A 12,992-nucleotide genomic window follows, 5' to 3' on the forward strand; every position below is an offset into this window, starting at 1 on the left:
ACGGCCATGGTATGCGGCGCTTTTTTTGCGTAAGCTATGGCGTCGTTTTTCCACTGTAAGAGGTCACAGGCACTATGGATTCACTGGTCGTTCCAGGTCTGGATACGCTACGTCGCTGGCTGGACGAAATCGGCATCAGCTTTTTTGAGTGCGATTCCTGTCAGGCATTGCACCTGCCGCATATGCAGAATTTCGACGGTATTTTTGATGCCAAAATTGACCTGGTGGACAACGTGGTGCTCTTTTCCGCCCTGGCGGAGGTGAAGCCGTCTGCCCTGCTGGCGCTGTCGGCGGATCTCTCGGCCATCAACGCCAGCTCGTTAACCGTGAAGGCGTTTATCGACATTCAGGACGATAATTTGCCCAAGCTGGTGGTTTGCCAGTCGCTGTCTATCGGCCCAGGGGTGACCATGGAGCAGTTCGCCTGGTTCTTCCGCCAAAGCGAAGAGCAGATCTCGATGGTAATCCTCGAAGCCGGCGCAAATCAGCTGCTGTACAAAGGCGAAGAAGAAGAGCCTGCGGCGGAAAACGTGCAATACCATTTTCTTCACTAAACCTGCCTAAAATTAGCGCAGCCACTACCGCAGCGGCTGCGTATTACCCGCTTTTATTCTGCATTTAACCTTTCTTTAAAGCATTATTCACCGCCATTCAGGCCGTTTTGGCTTATCACGTAGACCGTTATTGCATAAAAATTTGATAAAAGGCGTTTTTTTACCTGGGCTATAGCCTCTTATTCTGGCTACAGTTATTCTGGCGATGCTTCCAGTTGCGAGCAACCACTCCGGGAGAGATCCGCTCTCCTTTTCTCAGGCAATGAAAAAATATGCATGATTTTTGCATGCGTAGAAATGCGTATATTTGAGCCCGTAAGTTAACGGGCGTTGAGAAGGAAAAGAGATATGACCGCCTTTGGTAAAAAATGGTTAACAGGTCTGGTTACGGGTGCGCTGATGGCCGTCTCTGCCGGTTCGCTCGCCGCCGAACAAAAAACCCTGCATGTTTATAACTGGTCTGATTATATCGCGCCGGACACGGTAGCGAATTTCGAAAAAGAGACCGGGATTAAAGTGGTGTATGACGTTTTTGATTCCAACGAAGTGCTGGAAGGCAAATTAATGGCGGGTAGCACCGGTTTCGACCTGGTGGTGCCGTCGGCAAGCTTCCTCGAACGCCAGCTGGCGGCGGGCGTGTTCCAGCCGCTGGATAAAAGTAAGCTGCCCAACTGGAAGAACCTTGACCCCGAAGTGCTGAAGCTGGTCGCCAAGCATGACCCGGAGAATAAATACGCCATGCCTTACCTGTGGGCGACGACGGGCATTGGCTACAACGTGGATAAGGTGAAAGCCGTTCTCGGCAAAGATGCGCCGGTGGACAGCTGGGATCTGGTGCTGAAGCCGGAGAACCTCGAAAAACTGAAAAGCTGCGGCGTCTCCTTCCTCGACGCGCCGGAAGAGATTTTCGCCACCGTGCTGAACTACCTCGGCAAAGATCCGAACAGCAGCAAAGCGGATGATTACACCGGCCCGGCGACCGATCTGCTGCTGAAGCTGCGGCCGAACATTCGCTACTTCCACTCTTCGCAATATATTAACGACCTTGCCAATGGCGACATCTGCGTGGCGATCGGCTGGGCAGGGGACGTCTGGCAGGCGGCCAACCGCGCGAAAGAGGCGAAGAACGGCGTCAATGTCTCCTACTTTATTCCGAAGGAAGGCGCGCTGGCGTTCTTTGACGTCTTTGCCATGCCGGCCGACGCGAAGAATAAAGATGAAGCCTATCAGTTCCTTAACTATCTGATGCGTCCGGACGTCATCGCCAAAATCAGCGACCAGGTGTTCTACGCCAACGGCAACAAGGCTTCCACGCCGCTGGTCAGCGAGACTATCCGTAACAACCCGGCGATTTATCCGCCAGCGGATGTGTTCGCCAAACTGTTCACGCTGAAGGTGCAGGATCCGAAGATTGACCGCGTGCGCACCCGCGCGTGGACCAAAGTGAAGAGCGGCAAATAATTCCTGACGGCCCGTCGAATACGGGCCAAATCAGATCTGCACTCGCCGGGAAATAGCAGCGCGCCCGGCGAGCAGAAGCACCAGGATGGTGCAAATGCACTGTTAAGCACGAAGTATGGCACCGGACCATATGGTGATCGTTTTTTTGCCGGAGAGCACCCGATTGAACGACGTAATGCCCCGCCCACAGGCGAAAGCCCCCAAAGCGCTGACCCCGCTACTGGAAATCCGTAACTTAACCAAGTCGTTTGATGGCCAGCATGCGGTCGACGACGTCAGTCTCACTATCTACAAAGGCGAAATTTTTGCTCTGCTGGGCGCGTCAGGCTGCGGGAAATCGACGCTGCTGCGCATGCTGGCGGGCTTTGAACAACCGACCGCCGGGCAGATTATGCTCGACGGCGTGGATCTGGCGCGCGTGCCGCCCTATCAGCGGCCTATTAATATGATGTTCCAGTCCTATGCCCTGTTTCCCCATATGACCGTTGAGCAGAATATTGCCTTCGGCCTGAAGCAGGACCGCCTGCCTAAGGCGGAAATCACCGCCCGGGTGCAGGAGATGCTGGCCCTGGTACATATGCAGGAGTTTGCCAAACGTAAGCCGCACCAACTCTCAGGCGGCCAGCGGCAGCGCGTCGCGTTGGCGCGCAGCCTGGCGAAACGGCCCAAGCTGCTGCTGCTTGATGAACCGATGGGGGCGCTGGATAAAAAGCTGCGCGATCGCATGCAGCTCGAGGTGGTGGATATTCTTGAGCGCGTTGGCGTGACCTGCGTGATGGTGACCCACGATCAGGAAGAGGCGATGACCATGGCGGGCCGTATCGCCATCATGAATCGCGGCAAGTTTGTGCAGATTGGCGAACCGGAAGAGATTTACGAGCACCCGACTACCCGCTACAGCGCCGAGTTTATCGGCTCGGTGAACGTCTTTGAAGGGCTGGTGAAGGAGCGTCTGGAAGACGGTCTGGTGCTAAGCTCGCCGGGACTGATGCATCCGCTGAAGGTCGACCCCGACGCCTCGGTGGTGGACAACGTGCCGGTCTGGGTGGCGCTGCGTCCGGAGAAGATCATGCTGTGCGATGAACCGCCGGCGGACGGCTACAATTTTGCCGTCGGCGAGGTGATTCATATCGCCTATCTGGGGGATCTCTCTATCTATCATGTGCGCCTGCAAAGCGGGCAGATGATCAGCGCCCAGCTGCAGAATGAACACCGCCATCGGAAAGGGACGCCCACCTGGGGCGATGAGGTGCGTTTATGCTGGGATGCTGACAGCTGCGTTGTGCTGACGGTGTGAGGAGAGGGCGATGAATACCGTTGAATCCCCGTCAGGGGCGAAAAAACCGGGCGGCTTCGCGCTGTGGGCGGCGCGCCTGCAGATGGCGCATGGCCGCAAGCTGGTGATTGCGCTGCCCTATCTGTGGCTGATCCTGTTGTTTATGCTACCGTTCCTGATCGTGTTCAAGATAAGTCTTGCCGAGATGGCGCGGGCGATCCCTCCCTACACCGAGCTGATGGAGTGGGCGGACGGCCAGCTGACGCTGACGCTTAACTTTGCCAACTTCCTACAGTTGACTGACGATCCGCTCTATTTTGAAGCTTATCTCCAGTCGCTGCAGGTGGCGGGTATCTCGACGATCTGCTGCCTGCTGCTGGGCTATCCGCTGGCCTGGGCGGTGGCGCACAGCAAGCCGTCGACGCGTAATATTCTGCTGCTGTTGGTGATCCTCCCGTCGTGGACCTCGTTTTTGATCCGCGTCTATGCCTGGATGGGGCTGCTGAAGAGCAACGGGGTGTTGAATAACTTCCTGCTGTGGTTAGGGGTTATCGATCAGCCGCTGGAGATCCTGCACACCAACCTGGCGGTGTACATCGGTATCGTGTATGCCTATCTGCCGTTTATGGTGCTGCCTATCTACACCGCGCTGACCCGCATCGACTATTCGCTGGTGGAGGCCTCGCTGGATCTCGGCGCCCGGCCGCTGAAGACCTTCTTCCAGGTGATCGTCCCGCTCACCAAAGGCGGCATTATCGCCGGCTCCATGCTGGTGTTTATCCCGGCGGTCGGCGAGTTCGTGATCCCGGAACTGCTGGGCGGGCCGGACAGCATCATGATTGGCCGCGTGCTGTGGCAGGAGTTCTTTAACAACCGCGACTGGCCGGTCGCCTCGGCGGTGGCGATTGTCATGCTGCTGTTGCTGATCGTGCCGATCATGTGGTTCCACAAGCACCAGCAAAAACAGATGGGAGAGCAGGGATGAACGACTTGCCGGTAGTACGCTCGCCGTGGCGCATTCTGATCCTCGTGCTCGGGTTCACCTTCCTCTACGCCCCGATGCTGATGCTGGTGATCTACTCGTTCAACAGCTCGAAGCTGGTAACGGTCTGGGCCGGATGGTCGACGCGCTGGTATAGCGAACTGTTCCACGATGATGCGATGATGAGCGCGGTAGGATTGAGCCTGACCATCGCCGCCTGCGCGGCGACGGCGGCGGCGATCCTCGGTACCATCGCCGCGGTGGTGATGGTGCGCTTTGGGCGTTTTCGCGGCTCCAACGGCTTCGCGTTTATGATCACCGCGCCGCTGGTCATGCCGGACGTGATCACCGGTCTCTCGCTGCTGCTGCTGTTCGTGGCGCTGGGACATGCCATCGGCTGGCCGTCGGACCGCGGCATGTTGACCATCTGGCTGGCGCATGTCACCTTCTGTACCGCCTACGTGGCGGTGGTGATCTCCTCGCGCCTGCGCGAGCTGGACCACTCTATTGAAGAGGCGGCGATGGATCTTGGCGCCGCGCCGCTGAAGGTCTTCTTCGTCATCACGCTGCCGATGATTATGCCAGCGGTGATCTCCGGCTGGCTGCTGGCCTTCACGCTGTCGCTGGATGACCTGGTGATCGCCAGCTTTGTCTCCGGTCCCGGGGCCACGACCTTGCCGATGCTGGTCTTCTCCAGCGTGCGCATGGGGGTCAACCCGGAGATCAACGCCCTGGCGACGCTCATCCTCGGCGTGGTCGGTATTGTTGGTTTTATCGCCTGGTATTTGATGGCCCGCGCAGAAAAGCAGCGAGTGCGCGATATCCAGCGTGCAAGACAAGGCTGAACCACCTAAAATCGGTACAGCAGCCTCCGGTCGGCGCCACCCTGTGGCGCCGTTTTCATGGAAGACATTACGTTGGGATTGTTTACGAAAACTCGCTCATCGCATGCCCGCCTTAACGTCCCTGCGCTGGTGCAGGTGGCGGCCTTTGCTATTATTTTGATTCGTGGCCTGGATCTGCTGATGATCCTTAATCTGTTGGGCCTGCAGGGGCTGAACGAATTCATACACCGCAGCGTTCAGACATGGAACCTGACGCTGGTCTTTCTCGGCAGCCTGGCGCTGGTGTTTATCGAAATCTGGTGCGCCTTCTCGCTGGTGAAAGGGCGCAACTGGGCGCGCTGGATCTATCTGCTGACGCAGATTATCGCTGCCGGCTACCTGTGGGCGGCATCGCTGGGCTACGGGTATCCGGAGCTGTTCAGCATTCCCGGGGAATCAAAACGAGAAATTTTCCACTCGCTGGTGATGCAAAAACTGCCGGATCTGCTGGTTCTGACGCTGCTGTTCGTGCCGGCGAACTGCCGTCGCTTTTTCCGCCTGCAATAACGGTGATACAATCCCCGCCCCTGGATTTTTGAAGGTCAATTATGCATTGCGCACTCTACGACGCCGGCCGCTGCCGCTCCTGTCAATGGCTGGAGCGGCCGGTCCCGCAACAGCTCGCCGATAAAATGGCCGATCTGCGCACGCTGCTGGCGGCGATCCCGGTCGCAGCCTGGGGCGAGCCGGTCAGCGGGCCGGAGGCGGCTTTCCGTAACAAGGCTAAAATGGTGGTCAGCGGCAGCGTTGAGCGTCCGCTGTTGGGGATGCTGCACCGCGATGGCACTCCGGTGGACCTCACCGACTGCCCGCTCTATCCCGCCGAGTTTGCCCCGGTTTTTGCTGCCCTGAAGCCCTTTATCGCCCGCGCCGGGTTAACACCTTACAACGTCGCGCGCAAACGCGGGGAGCTGAAATACCTGCTGCTGACCGCCAGCCAGCAGGGGGAGATGATGCTGCGCTTCGTGCTGCGCTCAGAGGCCAAGGTGGCTCAGCTGCGCGCCGCGCTGCCGTGGCTACAGGCACAGCTGCCGCAGCTCAGCGTGATCACGGCGAATATCCAGCCGGTGCATATGGCAATCATGGAAGGCGAGCAGGAGATCTTCTTCACCGAACAGCAGGCGCTGGGGGAGGTCTTTAATGGGGTGCCGCTGTGGATCCGCCCGCAAAGCTTCTTTCAGACCAATCCGGCGGTAGCCAGCCGGCTGTACGCCACGGCCCGCGACTGGGTGCGCGCGCTGCCGGTCCAGCATATGTGGGATCTGTTTTGCGGCGTTGGGGGATTTGGCCTGCACTGCGCGACGCCGACGATGCGCCTGACCGGTATCGAGATCGCCCCGGAAGCCATCGCCTGCGCCAGACAGTCAGCCGCGCAGCTGGGGCTCAGCAATCTGCATTTTCAGGCGCTGGACTCCACGCAGTTCGCCACTCACGAAGCGGATGCCCCGCAGCTGGTGCTGGTTAACCCGCCGCGCCGCGGTATTGGCGCTGAACTATGCGACTATTTAAGCCGCATGGCGCCGCCCTATATTATCTATTCCAGCTGTAACGCCCGCACCATGGCGACCGATATCGCTCGTCTTAGCGGCTATCGCGTTGAGCGGGTCCAGCTGTTTGATATGTTCCCTCACACCGCCCACTACGAAGTGCTGACCCTGCTGGTCCGCGAAGTTTAAACAAAATGTGAAGGCTTTGCGCCGCTGAAATCGGGTAAGCTTGACGCAGCATGTTTTGTTATTGGTGGGGGGAATCTAATGGCCAAAACCATTCTGCTGGTGGAAGATGACGAGGATATAGCCACGCTGCTGCGGCTCAATCTTCAGGATGAGGGCTATCAGATCGTCCATGAAGCCGACGGCGGCCAGGCCCTCGCCCGGCTGGAGACGCAGGTCTGGGATGCGGTGATCCTCGATTTGATGCTGCCCGGCGTCGATGGTCTGGAGATCTGCCGGCGTATCCGCCAGATGACCCGCTACCTGCCGGTGATTATCATCAGCGCTCGCACCAGTGAAATGCACCGCGTGCTGGGCCTTGAGATGGGCGCCGACGACTATCTGGCGAAGCCCTTTTCACTGCTGGAGCTTATCGCCCGCGTCAAAGCGCTGTTTCGTCGCCAGGAGGCGATGGGGCAGAATCTGCTGATGGACGCCGGGCGCCTGTCCTGCCATGGCCTGAGCATCGACCCGCTGTCGCGCGAAGTGAAGCTGCGCGGCGAGACGGTGGACCTCACGCCGCGTGAATTCGACCTGCTGTATTACTTCGCCCGCCACCCCGGGGAAGTGTTTTCCCGCCTGGCGCTGCTGGAGCAGGTCTGGGGATATCAGCACGAGGGCTATGAGCATACCGTCAATACCCATATCAACCGCCTGCGCAGTAAAATCGAACGTGACCCGGCCGAGCCGGACATCATTCTTACCGTCTGGGGAAAAGGCTATAAGTTCGCCCCGGTGACGCAAGAGGCCGCCCCGTGATCCGCCGCCTGAGCCTCAGCCAGCGTCTGGCGCTGGTGGTGGTTTCCCTGCTGATGCTATGCGCGGTGGCGGTATGCGCCGTCCAGTTACACAGCAGCGCGCAGTATGGCAACGCCATGGTGCAGCGTCTGTCGTCCGGGCTGGCTCAACAGATTGTCGCCCGCGAGCCGTTGCTGGACGCCCACGGCGAGGTCAACCGGCAAACCCTGAAGTCGCTGTTTGACCGACTGATGACCTTTAATCCCAGCGTGGAGCTCTATCTGCTGTCGCCGGATGGCGACCTGCTGGCCGATGCGGCGCCGCCGGGCCATATCCAGCGCCAGCGTATCGACATGGCGCCGGTGCAGGCTTTTCTCACCGGCAGTGCGTCGCCGGTGTATGGCGACGATCCGCGCAGTCCCGACGGACGAAAAGTCTTCAGCGCCGCCCCGCTGCGCGTCGACGGCCAACTGCGCGGCTACCTGTATATCATTTTGCAGGGGGAGACGTTTAATCAGCTGGCGGCCGACGCCTGGCAAAAAACGCTGTGGAGCATTGTTCTGTGGACGCTGCTGCTGGTGGCCCTGTTTGGCCTGCTGGCAGGGGGGCTGGCATGGTTCTGGGTCACCCGGCCGGTCCGCCTGCTCACCGCCCAGGTGGCGGCGAGCGGCCAGGACAGCATCAGCGCCATCAAAACCCTGGCGGCCCGCAGGCCGGAGCCCCGGCCTGGTAACGAGGTGGCGGTGCTCGAGAACCGCTTTATTGACCTTGCCCGGCAGATTGCCGATCAGTGGGATCGGCTGGCCGACAGCGATCGCCAGCGCCGTGAATTTGTGGCCAATATCTCTCACGATTTGCGCACGCCGCTGACTTCGCTGCTGGGGTATCTGGAAACGCTGACCCTGAAGGATGAATGGCTGACCGCCGAGGAGCGCAGGCAGTATCTCACCATCGCCCTGCGCCAGGGCAACAAAGTGCGCCATCTCTCGCAGCAGCTGTTTGAGCTGGCGCGACTGGAGCATGGAGGCATTAAGCCGCAGCGCGAGCGTTTCGCGATGGGGGAGCTGATTTCCGACGTGGCGCAGAAGTTTGAATTAACTGCCCGCACGCGCGAGGTGAACCTGCATATTGATGTACCGGGACCGCTGCCGCTGATTAACGCCGATGTGTCGATGATTGAGAGGGTGGTGACCAACCTGCTCGATAACGCGATGCGGCATACTCCCGTCGGCGGGGAGATCCGTCTGGCGGTCTGGCAGGAGAATCAACAGCTTCAGGTCGAAGTGGCAGACAACGGAGCGGGCGTCGATGCCGCGCTGCGCGACGATCTGTTCCAGCGGCCGTCGGCGTTGTCTACCCAGGCATCGCGGGAGGATCGCGGTGGGTTAGGGTTGCTGATTGTGAAACGAATGCTGGAGCTGCACGGGGGCGATATCAGACTGGTGGAGTCGGTAAGCGGGGCGCGGTTCAGGTTCTTCGTGCCACTTTGAGAAATCGCCGGGTGGCGGCTACGCCTTACCCGGCCATCGTGGAAGAGCGGTGGCCGGGTAAGCGCAGCGCCACCCGGCGAAAAAAGTTACTCCGGGAACCACTGGTTGCTAATTTTCTGGTAGGTACCGTCGGCCTTAATCGCTTTCAGCGCGGCGTTCAGTTTCTCCAGCAGCGCCTTGTTATCCGGGCGCACGGCAATGCCGAGTCCGGTGCCGAAGTATTGCGGGTCGGTCACTTTCGGCGTGGCTGCCCCCAGCTGCGGGTTAGTTTTCAGCCATTCGTTGACCACCGCGGTGTCGCCGAACACGCCGTCGATACGGCCATTTTTCAAATCGATAATCGCATTCTGGTAGCTGTCATAGGCGACGGTCTTCACCTCAGGATGCTTATCCTGCAGATATTTCTGGTGGGTGGTGCCGTTTTCCATGCCGATCCGTTTGCCTTTCAGGTCATCGAAAGAATGGAACGCATCTTTTTTGGCGATCACCAGCGCCGAGTTGGCGTAGTACGGGTCGGTGAAGGCCACCTGCTTGCTCCGCTCCGGCGTAATATCCATTCCGGAAATCACCGCATCATATTTCTTGAACTTCAGCGCCGGGATCAGGCTGTCAAACGCGTGGTTGGTAAAGGTACATTCTGCCTGCATTTGTTTGCACAGCGCGTGGGCCAGATCGATATCAAAGCCGACAATCTGGTTATTAGCGTCCATCGATTCAAACGGCGGATAGGTTGCGGAGACGCCAAAGCTGATTTTTTCCGCGGCAGCAGCGCCGAACGCGAAAGAGGTGAGCAGTGCAGCCAGAACTAACTTTTTCATCGTGGAACTCCCGTCTGTCTATCTTATGATTATTCGCCGTGTCTGCGGCATAGAGTGACAATGCCATTAAATGAATTTATATGCAATAAATTTGATTAAATATTTTTATTGGCATAAAAAAAGACGGACAAGTGTTAGACTTATCCGCCTTGCTGTTTGCTTTTTATGCAATATGCTCAGGTGCTAGCTACGTCGCTCGAAGGCCAGCGCTTTGCGTTCCACCAGGCGCATCAGCAGCGTCAGCAGTCCATTAACGATGAGATAGATAATCCCGGCGGCGCCGAACACCATCACGTCGTAGGTGCGTCCATACAGCAGCTGGCCGTGGCCCATCACTTCCATCAGCGTGATGGTGTAGGCCAGAGAGGTACTCTTGAAAACCAGCACCACTTCGTTGGAATAGGACGATAGCGCACGCTTAAAGGCGTACGGCAGCAGGATCGCCAGAGTATCCTTTTTACTCATCCCCAGCGCGCTGCAGGACTGCCATTGCCCGTCGGGGATCGCCCGGATGGCGCCATAAAACAGCTGAGTGGTGTAGGCGGCGCTGTTGAGCGACAGAGCGATCAGGGCGCACAGCCACGGCTCGGAGATAAGATGCCACAGCCACGGATACTCCTGCAGCGAAGGAAACTGTCCCGGGCCGTAGTAGATCAGGAATATCTGCACCAGCAGCGGCGTACCGGTAAACAAGGTGATATAGCCGCGGACTATCCATACCAGCCCCGGCGTCTTCAGGGTCAGGATAATGGTGAAGATCAGCGACAGGATCAGCGCCACGATAATCGACGCCACGGTCAGCGTCAGGCTGGTATGCAGTCCTTTCAGCAGTTCGGGTAAATAGTCGAGCATCAGCCTGGTCTCCGTTCGAAGCGCGTCGCACGCTGGTCAATCCGCTTAAGGATGTATTGACTCAACAGGGTGATGACGAGATAGATTGCCGCCGCAATGATATACCAGTTAAAGGGTTCCTGAGTGCGGGTGGCGATGCTTTTGGTCTGCAGCATCAGATCGTTGACGCTGATCAGGCTCACCAGCGCGGTGTCCTTCAGCAGCACCAGCCACTGGTTACCGAGGCCGGGCAGGGCATGGCGCCACATCTGCGGCATCACCAGACGGAAGAATATGGCCGCTTTCGACAGCCCCAGCGCCTGGCCGGACTCCCACTGGCCCTGCGGAACCGCTTTCAGCGCGCCGCGCAGCGTTTGCGAGGCGTAAGCGGCATACAGCAGCGACAGGGCGATCGCCCCGCAGAGGAACGGGCTGACGTCAAAGTTCTCAATCTGCATCTGCACCGGGATCTGCGTGAACCCGAGCGGGATGGTGAAACCGTCAGAGAGCGTCAGCAGCAGCTGGGAAGAGCCGAAATAGATAAACAGCACCACCAGAATTTCCGGTAGCCCGCGCAGGATGGTCACTATGCCGGTTGCAAGCCAGGCTACCGGGCGCCATTTCACTGACTCCAGTACCGCAAAGAGCATCGCCAGGACCAGGCCGATGACGAGCGCGCAAACGGCAAGGCCGACGGTCATCCCGGCGGCGCTTGCTAATGGAAAAATTTCGTTCATTCAGTCTTACTTCTGGAACCATTTGTTATAGATGGTCTGGTAAGTGCCGTCTTTCTTCACTTTTTCCAGCGCAGCGTTAAATTTCTGCTGCAGGTCGGTGTTGCCCTGACGTACGGCAATGCCCAGCCCGGTGCCGAAATAGGCTTTGTCGGTCACTTTATCGCCCACGGCCGCCAGCTTCGGATTGCTCTTCAGCCATTCGGTCACCACGGCGGTGTCACCAAAGACCGCGTCGATACGACCGTTCTGCAGGTCCAGCTTCGCATTCTGGTAGCTGTCGTAAGGCACGGTAGTGATTTCCGGATGTTTATCGGTGATGAATTTCTGGTGGGTGGTGCCGTTCTGCACGCCCACTTTTTTGCCCTTCAGCTGGTCAATGCTGGTGAACTTACCCTGCTGGCCGACGAACAGCGCCGAGTTGTCATAATACGGGGTAGAGAACAGCACCTGCTTTTCACGCTCCGGCGTGATGTCCATCCCGGCCATGACCGCGTCGAAACGGCGGAATTTCAGTCCCGGGATCAGGCTGTCAAAGGCCTGGTTGGTGAAGGTACAGGTGGCGTCGATCTCTTTACACAACGCGTTCGCCAGATCGACATCGAAACCGACGATCTGGTTGTTGGCGTCCACCAGCTCAAACGGAGGATAAGAGGCCTCGGTGGCGAAACGAATGGTCTGCGCGGCGGAAGCGGAGAGGCTCATGCCTGCGAGCAGGGCGGCAATCAATACTTTTTTCATCGTCATTTCCCCGAAAAACATCAATGTGAAAGATAGTTTTTAAACGCGTCAGTTTGCGGATGCGTGAAGCAGGAGGCATCCCCTTGCTCGACGATATGGCCATTTTCCATATACACCACCCGGCTGGCCGTCTTGCGCGCCACTTCAACTTCGTGGGTGACGATAACCTGGGTAATGCCGGTTTCAGCCAGCTCGCGGATGATGCTGACGATCTGGGCAGTGATTTCCGGGTCGAGCGCCGCGGTAGGCTCATCGAACAGCAGAACCTGCGGCTCCATCATCAGCGCGCGGGCGATAGCCACCCGCTGCTGCTGGCCGCCGGATAAATGCAGCGGGTAACGATCGCTGTACGGCTTCAGACGCAGGCGCTCCAGCAGCTTCTCTGCGCGAGCCAGCGCCTGATCCTTGCTTAACCCCAGTACGCGGCAGGGGGCCTCGATCAGGTTCTGCTGTACCGTCAGGTGCGGCCACAGGTTGTATTGCTGAAAGACCATGCCGACGTTCTGACGCAGCTCGCGAATCGCTTTATCGGACGGCGCTCTGGTGAAGTCGAATTGGTTACCGGCGATGGATAACGAACCGGACCGCGGCATCTCCAGCAGGTTGAGTACGCGCAGCAGCGAGCTCTTCCCGGCACCGCTGGGGCCGAGCAGCACCAGCGTTTCCCCCTGCGGGCAATCCAGCGTGATGTCGAACAGCGCCTGGTGTGCGCCGTAGAAGCAATTAATGCCGTTTAGTTTAATACTCATCTGGGCAGTCTGATACGAATAG

General features: G+C 58.5%; 14 protein-coding genes. 9 read left to right on the plus strand and 5 right to left on the minus strand.

Annotated elements, in window-relative coordinates; translation table 11 throughout:
- Nucleotides 1-74 precede the first annotated feature (74 nt).
- From BHE81_RS20410 to BHE81_RS20450, 9 genes are all read left to right on the plus strand, one after another.
- Nucleotides 75-554 (plus strand): YbjN domain-containing protein, encoded by a 480-nt coding sequence (locus tag BHE81_RS20410; protein ID WP_002896365.1) that lies wholly within the window; start codon nucleotides 75-77, stop codon nucleotides 552-554.
- Between the two features lie 348 nt (nucleotides 555-902).
- Entirely contained in the window at nucleotides 903-2,015 is a 1,113-nt protein-coding gene (gene potF / locus BHE81_RS20415) for a spermidine/putrescine ABC transporter substrate-binding protein PotF (protein WP_002896368.1), read from the plus strand.
- A 163-nt stretch (nucleotides 2,016-2,178) separates the two neighbouring features.
- A complete protein-coding gene (gene potG / locus BHE81_RS20420) occupies nucleotides 2,179-3,312 on the plus strand; it encodes a putrescine ABC transporter ATP-binding subunit PotG (RefSeq protein ID WP_002896370.1) in 1,134 nt (377 codons plus the stop codon).
- Nucleotides 3,313-3,322: 10 nt separating this feature from the next.
- Nucleotides 3,323-4,276 carry a putrescine ABC transporter permease PotH gene (gene potH / locus BHE81_RS20425; protein ID WP_002896371.1) on the plus strand — a complete coding sequence of 318 codons (954 nt, stop codon included), beginning with the start codon at nucleotides 3,323-3,325 and terminating at the stop codon, nucleotides 4,274-4,276.
- Nucleotides 4,273-5,118 carry a putrescine ABC transporter permease PotI gene (gene potI / locus BHE81_RS20430; RefSeq protein ID WP_002896372.1) on the plus strand — a complete coding sequence of 282 codons (846 nt, stop codon included), beginning with the start codon at nucleotides 4,273-4,275 and terminating at the stop codon, nucleotides 5,116-5,118. The genes potH and potI overlap by 4 nt, the downstream gene beginning before the upstream one ends.
- A 57-nt stretch (nucleotides 5,119-5,175) precedes the next feature.
- Nucleotides 5,176-5,664 carry a YbjO family protein gene (locus BHE81_RS20435; RefSeq protein ID WP_002896376.1) on the plus strand — a complete coding sequence of 163 codons (489 nt, stop codon included), beginning with the start codon at nucleotides 5,176-5,178 and terminating at the stop codon, nucleotides 5,662-5,664.
- Between the two features lie 41 nt (nucleotides 5,665-5,705).
- The gene (gene rlmC / locus BHE81_RS20440) at nucleotides 5,706-6,833 is read left to right on the plus strand and encodes a 23S rRNA (uracil(747)-C(5))-methyltransferase RlmC (RefSeq protein WP_002896378.1); all 1,128 of its coding nucleotides are present in this window, start codon (nucleotides 5,706-5,708) and stop codon (nucleotides 6,831-6,833) included.
- A 78-nt stretch (nucleotides 6,834-6,911) separates the two neighbouring features.
- Nucleotides 6,912-7,628, plus strand: a complete 717-nt coding sequence (locus BHE81_RS20445; protein WP_002896380.1) for a response regulator transcription factor — start codon at nucleotides 6,912-6,914, stop codon at nucleotides 7,626-7,628.
- The gene (locus BHE81_RS20450) at nucleotides 7,625-9,097 is read left to right on the plus strand and encodes a sensor histidine kinase (RefSeq protein ID WP_002896382.1); all 1,473 of its coding nucleotides are present in this window, start codon (nucleotides 7,625-7,627) and stop codon (nucleotides 9,095-9,097) included. The genes BHE81_RS20445 and BHE81_RS20450 overlap by 4 nt, the downstream gene beginning before the upstream one ends.
- Before the next feature lie 86 nt (nucleotides 9,098-9,183).
- Here BHE81_RS20450 and artJ read toward each other — a convergent pair whose 3' ends face one another.
- From artJ to artP, 5 genes are all read right to left on the minus strand, one after another.
- Entirely contained in the window at nucleotides 9,184-9,915 is a 732-nt protein-coding gene (artJ, locus tag BHE81_RS20455) for an arginine ABC transporter substrate-binding protein ArtJ (protein WP_002896384.1), read from the minus strand.
- 183 nt (nucleotides 9,916-10,098) lie between these two features.
- Complete coding sequence (gene artM, locus BHE81_RS20460) at nucleotides 10,099-10,767, minus strand: arginine ABC transporter permease ArtM (protein ID WP_004141917.1); 669 nt, start codon at nucleotides 10,765-10,767, stop codon at nucleotides 10,099-10,101.
- Complete coding sequence (gene artQ / locus BHE81_RS20465) at nucleotides 10,767-11,483, minus strand: arginine ABC transporter permease ArtQ (RefSeq protein WP_002896386.1); 717 nt, start codon at nucleotides 11,481-11,483, stop codon at nucleotides 10,767-10,769. The genes artM and artQ overlap by 1 nt, the downstream gene beginning before the upstream one ends.
- A 6-nt stretch (nucleotides 11,484-11,489) precedes the next feature.
- Entirely contained in the window at nucleotides 11,490-12,221 is a 732-nt protein-coding gene (gene artI / locus BHE81_RS20470; RefSeq protein WP_002896390.1) for an arginine ABC transporter substrate-binding protein ArtI, read from the minus strand.
- Nucleotides 12,222-12,241: 20 nt separating this feature from the next.
- On the minus strand, nucleotides 12,242-12,970 hold the full coding sequence (gene artP / locus BHE81_RS20475; RefSeq protein WP_002896392.1) for an arginine ABC transporter ATP-binding protein ArtP: 729 nt from the start codon (nucleotides 12,968-12,970) through the stop codon (nucleotides 12,242-12,244).
- Nucleotides 12,971-12,992 lie beyond the last annotated feature (22 nt).

This window comes from Klebsiella sp. AqSCr (assembly GCF_008452795.1).
Classification (GTDB): Bacteria; Pseudomonadota; Gammaproteobacteria; order Enterobacterales; family Enterobacteriaceae; genus Klebsiella; species Klebsiella pneumoniae.